Source organism: Gilliamella sp. B3127 (assembly GCF_026536935.1).
Classification (GTDB): domain Bacteria; phylum Pseudomonadota; class Gammaproteobacteria; order Enterobacterales; family Orbaceae; genus Gilliamella; species Gilliamella apicola_E.
In genome coordinates this window covers 395645-413316 of the sequence record NZ_JAFNNI010000002.1, presented here as the reverse complement: position 1 = coordinate 413316, position 17672 = coordinate 395645, and the positions used below count along the sequence as shown (strand labels likewise).

The window sequence follows — 17672 nt, the reverse complement described above, 5'->3', positions numbered from 1 at the left end:
AATACCTAAATCTGAAGGAGAATAGAACATGAGTAATTTAACCATTATATTTGTTTGTGGTGCAGGGTTAGGCAGTAGTTTTGCTGCACAAATGGCAACCGAAGATGTTTTAAAAGCTAAAGGTATTGACGCTAAATTAGATCATACCGATATTTCATCAGCAGCCTCAACTAAAGCCGATATCATCATTACAGCCGAAAATTTCCGCCCTCAGTTTGCTAAATTCAATATCAGTGAACAAACCGCAGTGGTCTATCTTAAAAATATAGTATCTAAAGCGGAAATTGATGAGAAGTTAAGTCCAATATTGCAACAAAAGGGATTGCTTTAAATCCATTAGAAGGAGAATACCATGAATGTGATTAACTTTATTATCGACAATATTTTAACTCAAGCTTCGATAACCATTAGCTTAATTGCTATGTTTGGGTTGATTTTACAACGTAAATCTGTTGGACAAATTATTTCAGGCTCACTGAAAACCTTATTGGGTTTTCAAGTGCTCAATGCCGGGTCAAGTATTATTGTGGGAAGTTTAACCTATTTCGGTCATATTTTTACCGCTGGATTTGATATGCAAGGCATTATTCCTTCTATTGAAGCGATTAACGGGCAAGCAATGAATCAGTTAGGATTAGGCCGTGATATTGCACTAACATTTTTGATGATCTTTATTTTTAACATCCTTATTGCTCGTTTTACCCGTTGGAAATATATTTTTCTAACAGGGCAGGCCATTTTATGGATGGCAACAATGACAACGGTATTTGGTAGTTTTGCCGGATTGTCTGGGGTAACACTAATTTTGGTTGGCGGTTTTATTGGTGCACTTTTTGCTGTATTTATGCCGGCCATTGCCCAACCCATTATTCGTAAAGTGACAGGATCAAATGACATTGCATTAGGACACTTTTGTACAATCGGTTATTTATTCGAGGCTGGTGTAGCTTATCTGGTAGGGGAGCGAGGTGAAAACAAGCGCTCAATTGAAGATATGAAGTTGCCTAAGTCATTTGAATTTTTGCAAGATACTTATTTATCCGTCATGGTGGTTATGATCCCACTTTATATTATTACCGCTCTTTTCGCCGGTGAAGCGTATGCTTCAACCTTATCCGGCAGTCAAAATTACGTCATTTACGCCTTTACCCAAGCGATAATTTTTGTCGTCGGAATCTATGTATTACTTGCCGGTGTGAGGTTATTACTCGGTGAAATTGTGCCGGCATTTAGAGGAATTGCCATGAAAGTTGTTCCGAATGCAATTCCGGCGCTTGATTGTCCAGTATTTTTCCCATATAGCCCTAATGCAGTTATCTTAGGTTTTATTACCACATCTATAGGTACAGTGATTGCAATGTTGACTTTACCGGCATTTGGATTGGCGATGATTTTACCGGGAATGTTAACCAACTTTTTTGCTGGTGGAACGGCAGGTATCTTTGGTAATGCAGTTGGTGGTCGCCGTGGGGCGCTTATCGGCGGTATTGCTCATGGGATATTCATTACGCTGTTGCCAGCATTACTTGTCACCATTTTTAATCAAATGGGGTTTATCAATGCAACAGCAACTGATGTTGATACTGTCACAGTGGCACTGCTTTATGCGTGGATATTAAGCCCAATATTGAAGCACTTTTAGTTGAGGAGTTTGACATGTTTAACTTTTTTAAAAAAAAGGCGCCTAAAACAAATTTAGCCCCCGACTCAGAGGTTAAAAGCAGTCTGACAGCACAGCAAATGGAACAGATTGAGCAAAAAATTAACCAATTATTACAGCAGCTCGAAAAGACCGAAGACTTACTGATGTTAGCCTCATCATGTGAACAAATCGGCCTGCTTTATCATCAATTAAATCATATTGATTTGGCTATTGAGTATTTAGAAAAGAGCCAACAGCATAAGAAATCAATTGGCGACGGTTATAAAACATTAATGAATTTGTATAACTCTAAGCGGGCTCAAGCCGCTCAGCATGGCTCATTGGCTGATATCGATATTTGGATGAACAAAATGGATGCTATGCGTAATATTGCTAAACAGATGACTATTCAACGAGATTAAAGGAAATAATTATGTACACCACACTTAAAGATGTAACTTTATTAGCCCAAAAATTAAATTTCACTGTTGGTGCGTTTAATACGCATAATTTAGAAATGTTACCTGCGATGTTACAGGCTGCAAAAGAGGTAGGCGCACCAATTATCATCCAAACAAGCGTTGATACTGCAAGGTATATTGGCTTTAAAGTTTTAGTTAATGCAGTAAAAGCTATTGTAGATGAAGAGATAGTGGATGCGGTATTACACCTCGATCATGCTAAAAATTTTGATGATATAAAACAAGCAATTGATAGTGGATTCACTTCGGTTATGTTTGATGGCTCTTCACTACCATTTAAAGAAAATATATTAAAAACCCGTGCAGTGGTTGAATATGCTCATGCTCATGGTGTATCAGTTGAAGGAGAATTAGGAACAATCGGGGGGACCGAAGAGGGAATTCATGTTGATGTTAACGATAAAGTTTATACCAAACCGGAAGATGCACTGGCATTTGTAAAAGCAACGGGAATTGATGCTTTAGCCATTGCTATAGGTACTAATCATGGACAATTTAAGTCAAAAACAGAGGTAAATATACCGTTATTGAAAGAAATTCATGCTACGGTTGATATTCCTTTGGTCATTCACGGTGGAACAGGGGTCAAAGAGGAGGACTATCCGGAACTGATTAATAACGGTATTCGTAAATTTAATGTTGGCACGGAGTTATTAGTTAACTGGACACAAGTTGCAAAAGATAAATTTGCCCAAACTGAAATTAATCGATCATTACGTCATAATATTATTCCAGCTAATGAGGCCGTGAAAGAAATAGTGAAGCATAAAATGCGTTTATTTCTTAACAGTAATAAATGTCTAAACTAAAAGGAGGCGAGTTGATATGCGTAAATATCTAATTTTACTCGCTGGCTGCCCCTGTACAGGAAAGACTTATCTGGTTAATAAATTGCAACAACAATTTACAGACAGTTTTGTGATAACACCCGATGAGGCTAAAGTTTTATATGCTGACTCTGTCGGTTTCAATTCGAAAGCTGAAAAGCAGGCGCTTGAGCACAAAGTTTGGCATTTTTATTATGGTGTTTTACAACTGTATATGGATGCTGGTAAACACGTTATTATTTCTGAGTATCCCTTTAGTGATAAGCAGAAACACCGGTTGAGTGAGTTGGCGCAAAAGTATCATTATCAAGTGATCACAATTCGCTTAATTGCTGATTTTGAGGTGTTATGGCAACGTCGTTATCAACGAGACCGCTCACCGGAACGGCATTTGAGTCATATTATGCAACACTATCACTATGGAGATAAACTTGAAGATCGTAGTTTGGCCGACGATTTAGTCACTAAATCACAATTTTATAAAATCTGTCAAACTAGAAAGTACGACGAGTTTGCTTTGGGGCAATTGCTCGAAGTGGATGTTACCCATTTTAATCAAGTTGATTATTCGGGTTTATTGGAAAAATTGAAACAAATCGTTAAATAGTAATTTTATTAGATCATCAATGCCGATTAACGTTAATCGGCATTATATTTAGGGTGATAAGCAAATAAATCAGATTTGATTGTAGGAATAGGCAGTTATGGATCAATAGTGAAATAGGTTAGTTTTATATCTTCGTTTATCTTCTCAATAACATTTTAAATACAAAAAATTCTTTCAATTTAGCAATCAAAGATTATGATAAGCCATTTCTAATCAGTCAAGTTGAATGAGCTAAACAATGAAAAGACTGCTATTTATTTTTATTGTTTTTATGTTTGTAGTAAATGCTAAGCCTCATTTGGATCATGAAAATTATGGCAAGTGGGAGATGTTGACCGAGTTAAATAATAAAAATGTGATTTATGAGTCTTGTTATTGCGGTAATCGTTTTATAAATTATCAAAAAGGTAAACTGGATGATTATACCGGGCAAGAAATGATTTCATGTGAGATAAAATCGAGCTACTTTAAAGGCGGCAAATAATTTATCGATTTAGAATCAAAATGTAGCTACTCTGATAGCATAAGTTATGAAGTTAAGGATGAAAATACCTTAATTTGGCATTTATACAATTCAATTTCTTTAGTAATGACTAATCAGCCCGATAAGTTTGACAAGGTCTTTGAAACATGTGATGAGAGACAGTAAAGCTATTAACATTTATCTCTATCAAGTCAAAGGTCAATGCCGACACAATGGTGTCGGCACGATTATTTTACTTTTTAGCTTTTGATTAGATCAACTTCAACACCTAACCCTTTTGCTACACCTGAACCATAATCGGGATGGACTTTATAGAAGTGTTTAAGCTGTTTAATTTGAATATCACGATCGACGTTTTTCATCGAAGTGACAATATTATCAATCAGCAGTTGTTTTTGATCTGGACGCATTAAATTAAATAATGCACGTGGGTGCGAATAGTAATCACCATCAACACGATGATCGTATTTATCCATTGTGCCGGCAGGGACATGCATCGGTGGCTCAGCATACTGGGGTTGTTGTTTAGGTGCACTATCAACACTATTTGGCTCATAGTTTGGTGCATTATCTGGCGTATAAAAGCGCATAGCTCCGTCACGTTGATAATTGTGTACCGGGCATTTAGGTGCATTGATTGGTAATTGTTGGTAGTTTGTACCGATACGATAACGGTGCGCATCAGCATACGCAAAAATTCGCCCTTGTAACATTTTATCCGGTGATAAGCCAATACCAGGTACAATATTACTTGGTTCAAATGCGGATTGTTCGACTTCAGCAAAATAGTTTTCCGGATTACGGTTAAGCTCCATAACACCGACTTCAATAAGCGGAAACTGTTTTTGCGACCAAACTTTAGTGACATCAAATGGGTTTTCTGGATGGTTATTGGCTTGTTCTTCACTCATCACTTGTATATAAAGTCGCCATTTAGGGTAGTTACCTTGTTCAATGGCATTAAAGAGATCTTCTTGCGCTGAATCAGGGTTGCTTCCGTCGAGTTCTGCGGCTTTTTTAGGATGAATATTTTTAATGCCTTGTTCCGTTCTAAAATGCCATTTTACCCAAGTTCGTACATTATCTTTGTTGATTAAACTATAAGTATGGCTACCAAAACCATGCATATGTCGAAATCCATCCGGAATGCCTCGGTCAGAAAAGAGAATTGTTACTTGATGAAGTGATTCTGGCGATAAAGAGAAAAAGTCCCACATCATTTGCGGATCTTTTAAGTTGGTCTTAGGATCGCGTTTTTGGGTGTGAATAAAATCTGGGAATTTGAGTGCATCACGAATAAAAAATACTGGCGTGTTATTACCGACGATATCCCAGTTACCTTGATCTGTGTAAAATTTTACTGAAAATCCACGTGGATCACGTGCCGTGTCTGATGAACCACGTTCACCGCCAACAGTTGAAAATCGAGCAAAAACGGGAGTTTGTTTACCAACTTCGGAAAAAATGCTGGCATAGCTATATTGAGTAATGTCATTGGTGACGGTAAATGTTCCGTGTGCGCCAGAGCCTTTGGCATGGACTCGTCTTTCCGGAATATTTTCACGGTTAAACTGAGCGAGTTTTTCGATTAATTGATAGTCGTCAATCAATACCGGTCCACGAGAGCCAGCAGTGCGAGAGTTTTGATTGTCGGCAATAGGGGCACCATTATTGGTGGTGAGTTCTTTTTTTTCTGACATTGCAATACTCCTTATTAGATTGTAACTTTATAGTTAAAGAGTTGTGATTGATTTTATTGAAAAACTAATTTACTAAGGAATAAGATAAAGACGGTGATGCGTGTAAAAAAAGATATTGCTCGATTTATTATATAACTAAATTGGCTGTTAATTGTAGAAAAACAAATTAATTATTTTTTAATCTAGTAATGAGCGATAGTGAATATAAAAATGGGTCCTTAACCTGATTAAGCATAAATGATTTCCGGTAATTTAACATCCCAATGCTGATTATCAACATGATCAACTTTTTGGCAGGCAAATGCTAGCCCAATAGGATAAATTTGCTGTTGTTGGTAGTTTTCAAGCAAGCGATCATAATAGCCACCGCCCATACCGATACGAAATCCTCGGTCATCAAAAGCCACAAGTGGCGTAAAGATGATATCAAGTTGTTCAATATCTATGATTTTAGTTTTATCGATTACTGGTTCTAAGATACCAAAGCTATTTTTTACTAGTGGTGTATTTGGGGTGTAATTTAAGAAGATTAGTTTATGTTCAGCAACTGGGACAGGTAAATAGACCGATTTATTTTGTTGCCATAGATATTCAATAATCGGTTTAGTATCGACTTCTCCATCAAATGATAAGAATATTGCAATATGTTGTGCTTGGCTGACGGCTGGATGGTTTTTTATTTTTTGGTAGATTATGGCTTGTGCGTTGTCGCGTTGTGCCTGAGATAATTCACGTCTTTTTTGACGTATAGTTTGCCGAATGTCCATAAGTTTTTATTTGAAATAGAGAAGGAATAAAGACTCCAAGATGCCGTTAGGGGCGTAACCCTTGAACCCGAGGTTCAAGGTGAATAGCATGTTTTAATTTTTAGGTTTCCTAAGTTAATTAGGCATACACACCAATTAAAAATCACACCATTCTAAATTAAAGATTATCGGCTCAGGGGACTAACCCATATCGCGAACATCTCAGAGATGTTTACTATGATACAAAATTTAGAAAATCATACAATAGTCTTTGTGGTTTATTTACATTTCATCTAACTAATTGTTAGCGTTTAATGCGGAATCAAGTAATTGCTGTAGCATTTTTAGTCGATTTGCAAATTCATCGCTTTTTTCTTTTTCTTTCGTTAGTTCGTAAGAGATATTCAATGCAGCAGTCATGATAAGTTGATCGCTTCCAACTTGGGGGGATTTTTCTCGTAAATTTGTTAATCGCGCATCTAAATCTTTAGCTGCATTTGTAAGTGCGTCAACTTCATCGACTGGACAATTAAATTTTAACGTTCGCCCAAAAATCTGAACGGTGACAGCTTGATTTTCCATATTTAACCTATAGTTTGATAAATTTATTAATTTTGTCGATTATATGTTTAGCGTTTAATCCGACTTCATCGCGCATTTCTTGCTGTGAGCCTTGCGGGATAAAAATATCAGGCAATCCGATATTTAAAATATCACATTTTATTTTTTTCGATAACAAAAATTCATTAACAGCGCTTCCTGCTCCACCTTTGATGCTGTTTTCTTCGATGGTGACCAGTATATTATGGCTTTGGCTAATGTGCAAAAGGACTTTTTCATCAAGTGGTTTTACAAAACGCATATCTATCACTGTAGCATTTATTTGTTCGGCTACTTGTAAAACTTCAGGTAATAGTGTGCCAAAATTGAGTAAAGCGATCTCTTCGCCCTCTCGGCAGCATTTTGATTGTCCTAATGGTATTGTTTTTAGTGGCTCTAAATGTGCGCCAGTGCCTTCGCCTCGAGGGTAGCGTACTAATGCAGGTCTATCATGTAAATAGCCTGTGTAGAGCATTTGTCGGCATTCGTTTTCGTCACTTGGGGTCATGATGACTAAGTTTGGAATACAGCGTAAAAAGCTTAGATCGAATGCACCTTGGTGGGTTTCACCATCAGCCCCCACAATGCCCGCGCGGTCTATCGCAAATAAAACCGGTAAGTTTTGGATGGCAATATCATGAATTACTTGATCGTAAGCTCGTTGCAAGAAGGTTGAGTAGATAGCAACCACTGGTTTTAATTCGCTAATAGCAAAGCCGGCAGCTAATGTAACTGCATGTTGTTCAGCAATGGCGACATCAAAGAATTGATCTGGAAATCGTTTAGCAAATTCAGTCATGCCAGAACCTTCGCTCATGGCTGGCGTGATTGCCATTAGGCGTTTGTCTTGCTCTGCTATTTCACATAGCCAGTCACCAAAGATTTTGGAATAAGTTGGGGTAATTTTATTTGTGCTTGGTAATATTCCTTCATTTGGATTAAATTTAGGAACGCCGTGCCATAAGGTTGGGTTTTGCTCGGCTGGAGCATAACCTTTTCCTTTCTGGGTGATAATATGCAGTAATTGTGGGCCTTTTAGTTGTCTGACTTTTTGTAAGGTGGCAACTAATGTTTCAATATCATGTCCATCAACAGGACCAATATAGTTAAAACCTAATTCCTCAAATAAAATAGCCGGAGTGACTAAGCCTTTTAGGTGCTCTTCCGTTTTTTTGAATAGTTCTTTTAATGGTGGAATATTGGAAAGCACTTTTTTGCCACTTTCACGAAGTGAGGTGTAGGCTTTGCTTGATAATATTTGTGCCAAGTGTTGATTAAGTGCACCTGTGTTTTCTGAAATGGACATATCGTTGTCATTAACGATAACTAGCATATCTGGTTTTATGTGCCCAGCATGGTTCATCGCTTCAAATGCCATACCAGCAGTTAAGGCCCCATCACCAATAATAGCGGCGACTTTTTTACCTGACTGTTTTTTTTGCTCTGCGATGGCAATACCCAGCGCTGCACTTATTGAGGTTGATGAATGTCCTGTTGTTAATACATCATATTCACTTTCATTTCGGTGAGGAAACGGGTGTAATCCCCCTTTTTGGCGAATAGTGAGCATCTGATCGCGTCGACCCGTTAGAATTTTATGTGGATAAGCTTGATGACCTACGTCCCATATAATTTTGTCAAATGGTGTCTGATAGACGTAATGCAACGCGACTGTTAATTCGACCACACCAAGACCTGAAGCTAAATGACCACTAGATTGGCTGACACTGTCTAATAAAAATTGTCGCAGTTCCTGACTAATTGCTGGCAATTGTGCGAGCGGATATCGCCTAAGATCCGCAGGTGAATTGATTTGCTTTAATAGAGGATATTTGTCTAAATTCATTTTTATCATCTAGTTATTTAGTTAACTATTTCGATTAATAATAAAACCAGCAAGGTCTTGTAATGGTTGGCTATTATAAGGTATTTGCGTCAGACTATCGATAGCTTGTTGATATAACTTGTGTGTCATTTCGATGGCATTTTGTAAACCCATCAATGCTGGATAAGTGCTTTTTTCCAACTTAAGATCAGAGCCTTGTGGTTTACCCATCAGCTCTTGTTCACCAATGACGTCTAATATGTCATCTTGTATCTGGAATGCTAGTCCAATTGCTTTAGCATAGTTGTCTAACATTGGGTAATAGGGTTGAGCTACCTCATCGCATGAATAAGCACCTAGCCTTACTGCCGCTTGAATTAAGGCGCCAGTTTTATAGTTATGGATAGTTTGTAAATGTTCCAACGTGACTGTTTGGTGTTCTGCTTGTAAATCCAGTGATTGACCTAAACACATTCCAGCAAGGCCACTTGCACTTGCTAGTTCAGCAATCATTTTTATTTTACTTTGGTTGCTGATTTGTTGGTTTTCGGATAATAGGCTGAATGCTAGTGATTGTAGTGCATCACCAGCGAGGATGGCTTGTGCTTGGCCAAATTTTATGTGGCAGGTTGGTTTTCCTCGCCTTAGATTATCATCATCCATTGCGGGTAAGTCATCATGAATTAATGAGTAGGTATGCATCGATTCAATGGCTGCAGCAACTGAATCGAGTTTGGTTAGCGGACAATTAAACATTTGTCCGGTTAAATAGACCAGAATAGGGCGTATTCGCTTGCCACCAGCAAGCAGGCTGTAACTCATCGCTTGTTGCAAATTAGATGGTGCAAACTGCGAAATATATGTTGTTAAATAGTTATCAATACGTTCTTGTAATGGTTTTAGGCTATTCATTATTATCAATGGAAAATTCAGATAATTGTGCATCACTATTTTCAGATAATAAAATTTGGATGCGTTGCTCAGCTTCATTAAGTTGTTTTTGACCAGAACGAGCTAGTTTGATGCCTTTTTCGAATTCATTTAGTGCTTCATCTAATGGTAAATCACCATTTTCAAGTTGAGTGACAATTGCTTCAAGTTGCTTGATGGTTTCTTCGAAACTGACTTCATTATTGTTTGACATATCGTACTCCTTCTTATACCAAATGAGTATACACGTATTTTTTATGATGGTGAATTAAGATGTTTTAGTTAACAATTTAACTAAGCTGTTCTTTTTCATTTTCAAGTTCATCAACTGATAGTTGAGCTATATCCGGATTAATTGGTTTTTTTACTTCAATCCCTAATTCCCTAAACCGTTCTATTTGACCAATCACGTTACCACGTCCTTTCGAGAGTTTGTTCATTGAGTTTTGATAGGTTTGTTGGGCTTTATCCAAACAGTTGCCTAGATTTTCCATATCTTCGATAAATCCACGTACTTTGTCATATAGTTTGCTGGCTCTATCAGCAATAAGCTCGGCATTACGATTTTGGTATTCAAAACGCCATAAATTATGAATAGTTCGCAAGGCAACCAATAGGGTAGTTGGGCTAACAATCATGATGTTACTTTTTAATGCATCATTGATTAATGATGGATCTTGATCGATGGCGGATAAAAATGCCGGTTCGACAGGAATGAACATTAGAATGTAGTCTAATGATTGAATGCCATTTAGTTTATGGTAATCTTTTTGACTAAGTTGTTTTAAGTGATTACGCACAGCAATTAAATGATCAGCAATGGCTCTAGTTTTTGTCTCTTCGTCATCACTATTAAAATAACGTTCATAGGCAACTAAGGTGACTTTGGAATCGATGACTACATCACCGCCTTGGGGTAAGTGAACAATTACATCTGGTTGTAGACGTCGGTTATCTTCATTAGTTAGATTAACTTGAGTGTGATATTCGTAACCTTGACGCAATCCGGAATTATCCAATACTTGACTAAGAATAAATTCACCCCAATTACCTTGGGTTTTGTTATTGCCTTTTAACGCATTGGTTAAATTGGTGGCTTCTTTCGTCATGAGTTCGTTAAGCTGTTGTAAGTTGCGAATTTCGTGAGTTAAGGTATGGCGCTCTTTGGCTTCTTGACCAAAGCTATCTTGAACTTGCTTTTTAAAGCCTTCTAATTGTTGTTTAAGTGGTGAGAGTAAAAACTCTAAGCTTTGTTTATTTTGTTGCTCAATTTTTTTGCCACTGTGCTCAAAAATTCGATTTGCTAAGTTTTCAAATTGCGTGGTTAATCGTTGCTCGCTTTGTTCTAAAACTGTCTGTTTTTCATGTGCGGCATTGATAATCTCTTCTAAGCGCGTTTTTAATTCACTAATTTTGATATTTTGAGCAACATTTTGTTGTTGGTATTGGCTCAACTCTTGTTCTAATTGAGTGATATTTGCCATTAATGACTGATTTTCTTTATTTCTTTGATTAAGTTGTAAATCATATATGGCATGTAGGTTATTCGCTTTAAATTGCGCTTTTAGCATGGCAATTAGTAAAACAAAGGCGATAATGGCAATAATTATAACTGCCCATTCACTTAAGCCTAAACTTCCTAACATGATTAAGCCCTTTCAAACGTGAATGAAATCACATCATCTAAATTCATTGCATCAAGTGCCAACATAATTAAGCGGTCAAGCCCAACGGCAACACCTGCACAATCGGGTAAACCCGCTTCCATAGCCGCGATTAATTCAATATCGATGTTTTGTGGTGGTAAGTTTTGATTTGCTCGATCAATATTATTTTGTTCAAAACGCATCTTTTGTTCTTGCGGATTGGTGAGTTCTTTAAATCCATTAGCTAGTTCAACCCCTTTGTAATAAAACTCAAAACGGCTTGCTACACGATGATCTTCTGAACTGATCGCTGCTAAAGCTGCCTGTGAGGCAGGGAAGTTATAAACAGCGATAGGTTTTTCTTGTCCAATATGCGGTTCAACGCCAAAACTAAATAAACATTGTAATAAGGTGTCGCGATCATAATCATCAGTGTTGAGTTCAATATTTAGTTGTTTGATAGCTTCAACTAAAGTTGCGTGATCAGCTTCTAGTGGGTCAATATTAAGATGACGTTGGAATGCCTTTTGGTAAGAGATTCGTTCCGCAGGTTCACAATCTAGGATGCTTTGCAGTAGATCATCGACTTCGTTGATCATTTGCATCATATCAAATTGAATACGATACCATTCGAGCATTGTAAATTCAGGGTTATGATAACGGCTTACTTCTTCATGATTGCGAAAACATTTACAGATTTGATAAATCGGTCCACTGCCAGCAGCTAATAACCGTTTCATATGATATTCAGGGCTAGTGATCAATGACATTTTTCGCCCTTGTTGTTCATCGTTTTCACCCGGTTTTAAAAATAAGGTATGAAATGAACTAAGATGTACATCGGTTACCGCATATTGACTTAGGGTCGGGGTTTCCACTTCCAAAATACAGCGGTCAGCAAAAAACTGTCTTACTTTAGATACAATTTTAGCGCGCTTAAGTAAATTATTAATAGATGCAGTAGGTTGCCAAGTCATAAAAAATATCCATGCATATTGATTAATTTCTAAAAGACGAAATAGGGCATTAAGCCCTATTTCTTATTGCTGGCATTCATTTTGCCACAATGTGAACAAATTGTCGTATTTTTCTTGTTGATGCCAGATATGGCGATGAAGTGCAGAAAGAATAATTGGATCTTCTAAGATCGCTAATTGTTGTTCTTTACTAATTTTTTCTAAATCCACTTGTTGATAATGCTCAATAAGTTGTTTTCGTAACTGCTGATTTTTTGAGTTAGGTAAATGACGAGAAGTCGATAATGCACAGGCTAACGCATTATAAATAGGATCGACAAGCGCCATAATAAAGCCATGTTCAATAAAAGCAGCTTCGGTTTGGACTAAATAGTCACCAGTTAGTTTTACTGCTCGCGACGGATGAGTTTCTTCCGGTGTTAAGAATAACCCTGCTTTTTTGGCTTTCATACCAATACTTGATAAGCCAGAAATACGGACAACTAATGGTGAAATGGTTAATGGAATTAATATCGCTATATACCAATAAGTAAATTGAGGATTTAACCAAATAATCACACATAACCAAACTATGCCTAGTAGCGATAATGGCCAACAGAAGTAGAATGATTCACCCCAAGTTAAGGCATCATCGTTTCTTGCTGGTGATTTCCATTGAATTTTGCTACCCAGCCATGCTTTAACCACAAACTTGCTGTGGAAGATCATGCGGATTGGTGCAAGGATCATCGACCATACCATTTCAATTAAAATCGATAATGATAATTTGAATATTCCACCCACATCTTTTGCACCTGTTCGAGCAATAATAATGCCATAACTAAACAGTTTAGGTGCAAAAAGTAATACCATTGTGGTTGAAAGTAATTGAATAGCTAATTGTTCATCCCACTTTGGCCACGTTGGATAAAATTGGTTAGGTTGGAAGAAGTATTGTGGTTCAGATATATTGAACACTAATAATAAGAGTGTTGAGAAGATCAAGAAGATTAACCACAATAGTGACGAGATGTAAGCCATACCACTGGTTAAAAACATCACACGGTGAGTTAAAGTAATTCCACTTTTAAAGATTAATCGCAAATTAATCAAATTACCCATACACCAGCGATTATCGCGTTTGAGATCTTCTATCATGTTTCCTGGTAGCTCTTCATAACTACCATTCATATCATACGCAATCCATACGCCATAACCCGCACGACGCATTAACGTCGCTTCAACTAAATCGTGCGATAAGATATGAATAGGGCCTTTACGTTTTTGTAATGGCGATAAAATACAGTGCTCAATAAATGGTTTTAAGCGAATCATAGCATTGTGACCCCAATATTGGGCTTCACTTAATTGCCAGAAGTGAGTACCTGAGCAAAAAATATCACTGTATATTTGATTGGCAAATTGTTGAATACGACCATATAAGGTTGTCATTCTGACCGATTTAGGCGGAGACTGTAAAATACCTGCTTTTGGATTCATTTCCATCATTGCGATCATTTTTAAGATACAATCACCGGTCATAATACTATCGGCATCAAGAATCATCATGTATTCATATTGGTGCCCCCAACGACGGCAGAAGTCATCGATGTTACCACTTTTACGTTTTACGCGACGCTTACGGTGGCGATAAAAGATATTACAACCATTGTCAGCTTTTTTAGCGTTAAATTCAGCCCATGCTTTTAATTCATTGACATAGAGATCGGGATCATTGGTGTCGCTTAGAATATAAAAATCACAACACTGCGCATGTCCTGTTTCAACTAGCGATTCATAAGTTGCTTCTAGCCCTGCAAATACCCGTGAAACATCTTCATTACAAATTGGCATGACTAATGCAGTACGATGTTTGGCGTCAATGTGGTTAGCAGGATCATTGGGGATGGCAATAGTGTAGCGATCTTTTTTGATCACCGCCAAAATAAGCCCCATGATGCTAGTCCAAAATCCTATTGAAATCCAACAAAATAGGATAGCAAATAAGGCAATGATAAAACCTTGTATGATATAAGGAATGATGCTGTAAATGGCAAGTTCTGGGTTGATATCCCAATTTGCCATAAAATTGATTTGTTGCCAGCTTTGATAAGGTAATAAGGTTGATAAGTAAGTTGTGCCGTAATAAGTTTGTATGGCAATAAGCACAAACATAATTAAACGACGAATAAGTGCGATGATATTCAGACCAGGTTTGGATTGAGGACTATAACGTTCATTCCAAATTTGTGGTTGAACCGAAACACGCTCAACTTTTGGATAAGTTGGTTGTTGTTTTCTTTCATCATTAAAATGATCAGTGTTGCCAACTTGATTGAGTCGATATTTTAGAAATTCGAGTTTATCGTTTGGCAAGTCTTCCGATTTCTGACGCCAATATTCGGCGTCAGATAGGTTTTCGAAATAATCTTTTTTCATGTTATGTGCTTATTATTAAGATCATTGAGCCGGAAATTGTCCGCTCCAAGTTTCGGACACGATCGTATGTGATTTTTTCGACGATAATTGAAGGCGAATGTCAGTTGGTTTTTTGTTATCTTCAACGTTGAATCGCACTAGTACTCGCCAACCTTTTGTTACAGAGTTGTATTGTGTATCACAGCTAACTATTGAACCATTATTAATACTTGAAATAACGTCAACTGGGTCTTGCTCTGATAAGTTTGGACCAACAAAATCCACAACATAAGCATTAGAACCATCAAGTTTACGTATTAAGTTTGCTTGTTTTATATCACCTAATGATAAGCGCGTACTTTCTGCTCTAGCTTCATTTTTTGGATAACGTTGTTGTTCGTTGAGTGAATAATGTAATCGATATTTAACATCTAACACATCACCAGCTTTATATTGTTTTTCGGGTACCCAGTAGGTAACGATGTTGTCGTTGGTTTCATCTGCGGTAGGGATTTCAACCAATTCAACTCGACCTTTATGCCAATCATTCAATATTTCAACCCATACACTTGGACGAAGTTCGTAATGGTCGTCGAGATCTTGATAGTCATCAAAACCTTTGTCACGTTGAATTAAACCAAATGCTTTAGGGCTTTCTAAACTATATGATGAAAAAGATAAGCGTTTAGGATTATTTAATGGACGCCAAATCCACTCATTTTTGGCCTGGATTGAAAGTCCATTAGAATCGTGCATTGCTGGACGATAGTTTAATAGTGGTGATGGTTGGTTAGGGCCAAATAAGAACATACTAGTCAATGGTGCCACACCAAGTTTTTTAACTGAATCACGGAAGAATACTTTGGCTTCTACAGTAATAGTAGTATCAACACTTGGGATTAAGGTAATTTTGTAAGCCCCTGTTACACTTTTAGAATCAAGTAGGGCATAAATGACTAAGTGTTTTTGATTTGGTTCTGGGCGTTCAATCCAATACTCTTTAAAACGTGGAAACTCTTCGCCAGACATTTCGCCTGTATCAATCGCAAGTCCACGAGCTGAAAGACCATAATGCTGATTTTTACCAACAGCACGGAAATAGCTACCACCTAGTGCGGTAAATATTTCATCGTCGGTTTTTGCTGGGTTATTGATTGGATAGTGCACTTTAAATCCAGCAAAGCCTAGTTTTTTAGTATCTAACTTATCTAAATTAATAGGACTTAAATCGAAGTAATCTGGGCTAAATTTAATTTCATTAACTTGATTGTTTACAATCTCATTAATTTTGACAGGTACATCAAAATACATACCTTCATGATAAAATTCGAGTTTGAAACGACTTTTGCGATCGCTCCAATATGCTTTATCATGCTTAAAATAAATCTTTTGATAATCGGCAAATTGTAGTGACGATAATTCACTAGGAATATTTTTAGATGGTTGGACATAAGCTTTTTTTGATAGTTTTTCTGCTTGTGTCACAACATCGTTAAATGTAAAAGCCCATGAAGAAAAACTTAAACAAGATAAGGATGCGATACAAACTATCTTGCAAGTTAATGTTTTACTAAATCGACTAATAGGTAATAAATTGTACATAAAAAGACTCACTTGAGTATTATCTAAAAATATTGTTGTAATTGATAATATTGTCTTTAGGGCTACTTAAGCATTTTTCCATAAAGTCGCTTCTCATCTCTTGAAGAATACTTGGGTTTTCATCAATCAAAAAGTGAGAGTAGTTATCTTTGAGAATTTTAGCTTTTAAAGCGGCCAAATCTTGCACTGACATCTTAAATAAAGTTTGATAACTTTGGGTTATATTATTGATATCATTGGTATAAACTGCTTCAATAAAATCTGCTGACCATTGACAGTAATTTTTAACATTACCATCAGTTGGTGTGATTTTTTTCAACTCAAGATTATGTTCAGCTTGGTTTTCCTCGACGACTCTTTTAAGTTGAATGTCATATTTTAGCTTGTAGAATTCTTTGAGATAAAAATTTAGCACACAGGAAGATTGGTTGCTGTCACCTTTACAGTTTAAAATACCGTGTTTGGTTATATAGCTGTCAAAGTGTTTGTCTCCAACGAGTTGAAGTAATTGTTTTTTTGCGTCCACAACAAACGAATTATTTTGTTCAGATTGTTGCTTTAAAATCGCTAACTGATCAACTTCAGTTTTACCATCGGTTGAAGACGTATTGTTTTTTACACAGCCTGCGGCAAGAATAGAGACAATGGCGCATGTAAGGATATTACTTATTTTCATATATCAAATTCCACGAACATATTCTTGAGTTGTAATTTCAGGATGAGCAACTTACACTTTTTAGTGGAGCCGTAGCGCGAAATTATATACTCTTATTCTTTTAAAAACACTAGATGATTACATTAAATTTATAAAAACGCATTTATTATTCTTTTGTAAGTTTTTATTAATGTCGACATATTTTTCGAACATCGACGGTAAATTGTGAATCATCAATTGAAGCCGGCTTAAATTTTCCTTTTGCTTTTAAAAAGGCAATAAGTTGCTCGGCATTCATATCGGAGTTGGAACAGGTATGAAATTTAGCCTCGGTACCAAATTTTTTGTGTATGGCTTCAAGTAAAGATGATTCAGTATAATCATTCCCATCCATCATTTGTAACACTTCGTGGCCGTGAATTGACATCTTTTTTCCTCTCCATATAGCAGTTTAAACTAGCTTTATTTTTTATTTTTTTGAGCGGTGAAAGATAGCAGATATTATTATTAAAAAAAAGAGGATAAATGTTAAAAATATTATTAATATTTTTT

At 36.7% G+C, this 17672-nt stretch carries 18 protein-coding genes and 1 other RNA gene; 6 read left to right on the top strand and 13 right to left on the bottom strand.

Going from position 1 to position 17672, the window contains the following annotated elements:
• Nucleotides 1–28 precede the first annotated feature (28 nt).
• The 6 genes from J3U00_RS04955 to J3U00_RS04930 all read left to right on the top strand — a co-directional run bounded on the left by J3U00_RS04955 (nt 29) and on the right by J3U00_RS04930 (nt 4042).
• Nucleotides 29–331 (top strand): PTS sugar transporter subunit IIB, encoded by a 303-nt coding sequence (locus J3U00_RS04955; protein ID WP_065563343.1) that lies wholly within the window; start codon nt 29–31, stop codon nt 329–331.
• A gap of 21 nt (nt 332–352) precedes the next feature.
• Nucleotides 353–1642 carry a PTS sugar transporter subunit IIC gene (locus J3U00_RS04950; protein ID WP_065563344.1) on the top strand — a complete coding sequence of 430 codons (1290 nt, stop codon included), beginning with the start codon at nt 353–355 and terminating at the stop codon, nt 1640–1642.
• Nucleotides 1643–1656: 14 nt separating this feature from the next.
• On the top strand, nt 1657–2064 hold the full coding sequence (locus J3U00_RS04945; RefSeq protein WP_267331751.1) for a hypothetical protein: 408 nt from the start codon (nt 1657–1659) through the stop codon (nt 2062–2064).
• An 11-nt stretch (nt 2065–2075) separates the two neighbouring features.
• The gene (locus tag J3U00_RS04940) at nt 2076–2933 is read left to right on the top strand and encodes a class II fructose-bisphosphate aldolase (protein ID WP_267331750.1); all 858 of its coding nucleotides are present in this window, start codon (nt 2076–2078) and stop codon (nt 2931–2933) included.
• 16 nt (nt 2934–2949) lie between these two features.
• Nucleotides 2950–3558 (top strand): AAA family ATPase, encoded by a 609-nt coding sequence (locus J3U00_RS04935; RefSeq protein ID WP_267331749.1) that lies wholly within the window; start codon nt 2950–2952, stop codon nt 3556–3558.
• A gap of 238 nt (nt 3559–3796) precedes the next feature.
• Entirely contained in the window at nt 3797–4042 is a 246-nt protein-coding gene (locus tag J3U00_RS04930; protein WP_065563348.1) for a hypothetical protein, read from the top strand.
• A gap of 239 nt (nt 4043–4281) precedes the next feature.
• Here the strand turns inward: J3U00_RS04930 and J3U00_RS04925 are convergent, their stop codons facing one another.
• From J3U00_RS04925 to J3U00_RS04865, 13 genes are all read right to left on the bottom strand, one after another.
• The gene (locus J3U00_RS04925) at nt 4282–5742 is read right to left on the bottom strand and encodes a catalase (RefSeq protein ID WP_267331748.1); all 1461 of its coding nucleotides are present in this window, start codon (nt 5740–5742) and stop codon (nt 4282–4284) included.
• A 227-nt stretch (nt 5743–5969) separates the two neighbouring features.
• Nucleotides 5970–6509 carry a 5-formyltetrahydrofolate cyclo-ligase gene (locus J3U00_RS04920; RefSeq protein WP_267331747.1) on the bottom strand — a complete coding sequence of 180 codons (540 nt, stop codon included), beginning with the start codon at nt 6507–6509 and terminating at the stop codon, nt 5970–5972.
• Nucleotides 6510–6537: 28 nt separating this feature from the next.
• Nucleotides 6538–6720, bottom strand: a non-coding RNA gene (gene ssrS, locus J3U00_RS04915) — 6S RNA.
• 65 nt (nt 6721–6785) lie between these two features.
• Complete coding sequence (zapA, locus tag J3U00_RS04910; RefSeq protein WP_267331746.1) at nt 6786–7070, bottom strand: cell division protein ZapA; 285 nt, start codon at nt 7068–7070, stop codon at nt 6786–6788.
• 7 nt (nt 7071–7077) lie between these two features.
• On the bottom strand, nt 7078–8940 hold the full coding sequence (gene dxs / locus J3U00_RS04905; protein WP_416379888.1) for a 1-deoxy-D-xylulose-5-phosphate synthase: 1863 nt from the start codon (nt 8938–8940) through the stop codon (nt 7078–7080).
• Between the two features lie 15 nt (nt 8941–8955).
• Nucleotides 8956–9825: a (2E,6E)-farnesyl diphosphate synthase gene (gene ispA, locus J3U00_RS04900; RefSeq protein ID WP_220225753.1), complete on the bottom strand. Its 870-nt coding sequence runs from the start codon at nt 9823–9825 to the stop codon at nt 8956–8958.
• Complete coding sequence (gene xseB / locus J3U00_RS04895) at nt 9818–10057, bottom strand: exodeoxyribonuclease VII small subunit (RefSeq protein WP_065563353.1); 240 nt, start codon at nt 10055–10057, stop codon at nt 9818–9820. Before xseB ends, ispA begins: the two co-directional genes overlap by 8 nt.
• 76 nt (nt 10058–10133) lie before the next feature.
• Nucleotides 10134–11489, bottom strand: a complete 1356-nt coding sequence (gene rmuC, locus J3U00_RS04890; RefSeq protein WP_267331744.1) for a DNA recombination protein RmuC — start codon at nt 11487–11489, stop codon at nt 10134–10136.
• A 2-nt stretch (nt 11490–11491) separates the two neighbouring features.
• Nucleotides 11492–12466, bottom strand: a complete 975-nt coding sequence (epmA, locus tag J3U00_RS04885) for an elongation factor P--(R)-beta-lysine ligase (protein WP_065563355.1) — start codon at nt 12464–12466, stop codon at nt 11492–11494.
• Nucleotides 12467–12529: 63 nt separating this feature from the next.
• A complete protein-coding gene (mdoH, locus tag J3U00_RS04880) occupies nt 12530–14884 on the bottom strand; it encodes a glucans biosynthesis glucosyltransferase MdoH (RefSeq protein ID WP_220225755.1) in 2355 nt (784 codons plus the stop codon).
• A 21-nt stretch (nt 14885–14905) separates the two neighbouring features.
• On the bottom strand, nt 14906–16465 hold the full coding sequence (locus tag J3U00_RS04875) for a glucan biosynthesis protein G (RefSeq protein WP_065563357.1): 1560 nt from the start codon (nt 16463–16465) through the stop codon (nt 14906–14908).
• 19 nt (nt 16466–16484) lie between these two features.
• Complete coding sequence (locus J3U00_RS04870) at nt 16485–17141, bottom strand: hypothetical protein (protein WP_065563358.1); 657 nt, start codon at nt 17139–17141, stop codon at nt 16485–16487.
• 166 nt (nt 17142–17307) lie between these two features.
• Entirely contained in the window at nt 17308–17547 is a 240-nt protein-coding gene (locus J3U00_RS04865) for a YecH family metal-binding protein (RefSeq protein ID WP_065563359.1), read from the bottom strand.
• Between the last annotated feature and the right edge of the window lie 125 nt (nt 17548–17672).

What these genes read in the sequence shown, in the direction of transcription:
- J3U00_RS04945 (WP_267331751.1), top strand. Translation starts at nt 1,657, where the DNA reads ATGTTTAACTTTTTTAAAAAAAAGGCGCCTAAAACAAATTTAGCCCCC.
- J3U00_RS04875 (WP_065563357.1), bottom strand. Translation starts at nt 16,465, where the DNA reads ATGTACAATTTATTACCTATTAGTCGATTTAGTAAAACATTAACTTGC.
- rmuC (WP_267331744.1), bottom strand. Translation starts at nt 11,489, where the DNA reads ATGTTAGGAAGTTTAGGCTTAAGTGAATGGGCAGTTATAATTATTGCC.
- xseB (WP_065563353.1), bottom strand. Translation starts at nt 10,057, where the DNA reads ATGTCAAACAATAATGAAGTCAGTTTCGAAGAAACCATCAAGCAACTT.
- mdoH (WP_220225755.1), bottom strand. Translation starts at nt 14,884, where the DNA reads ATGAAAAAAGATTATTTCGAAAACCTATCTGACGCCGAATATTGGCGT.
- J3U00_RS04955 (WP_065563343.1), top strand. Translation starts at nt 29, where the DNA reads ATGAGTAATTTAACCATTATATTTGTTTGTGGTGCAGGGTTAGGCAGT.
- J3U00_RS04870 (WP_065563358.1), bottom strand. Translation starts at nt 17,141, where the DNA reads ATGAAAATAAGTAATATCCTTACATGCGCCATTGTCTCTATTCTTGCC.
- J3U00_RS04930 (WP_065563348.1), top strand. Translation starts at nt 3,797, where the DNA reads ATGAAAAGACTGCTATTTATTTTTATTGTTTTTATGTTTGTAGTAAAT.
- J3U00_RS04920 (WP_267331747.1), bottom strand. Translation starts at nt 6,509, where the DNA reads ATGGACATTCGGCAAACTATACGTCAAAAAAGACGTGAATTATCTCAG.
- J3U00_RS04940 (WP_267331750.1), top strand. Translation starts at nt 2,076, where the DNA reads ATGTACACCACACTTAAAGATGTAACTTTATTAGCCCAAAAATTAAAT.
- J3U00_RS04950 (WP_065563344.1), top strand. Translation starts at nt 353, where the DNA reads ATGAATGTGATTAACTTTATTATCGACAATATTTTAACTCAAGCTTCG.
- J3U00_RS04865 (WP_065563359.1), bottom strand. Translation starts at nt 17,547, where the DNA reads ATGTCAATTCACGGCCACGAAGTGTTACAAATGATGGATGGGAATGAT.
- J3U00_RS04925 (WP_267331748.1), bottom strand. Translation starts at nt 5,742, where the DNA reads ATGTCAGAAAAAAAAGAACTCACCACCAATAATGGTGCCCCTATTGCC.
- epmA (WP_065563355.1), bottom strand. Translation starts at nt 12,466, where the DNA reads ATGACTTGGCAACCTACTGCATCTATTAATAATTTACTTAAGCGCGCT.
- J3U00_RS04935 (WP_267331749.1), top strand. Translation starts at nt 2,950, where the DNA reads ATGCGTAAATATCTAATTTTACTCGCTGGCTGCCCCTGTACAGGAAAG.
- zapA (WP_267331746.1), bottom strand. Translation starts at nt 7,070, where the DNA reads ATGGAAAATCAAGCTGTCACCGTTCAGATTTTTGGGCGAACGTTAAAA.
- ispA (WP_220225753.1), bottom strand. Translation starts at nt 9,825, where the DNA reads ATGAATAGCCTAAAACCATTACAAGAACGTATTGATAACTATTTAACA.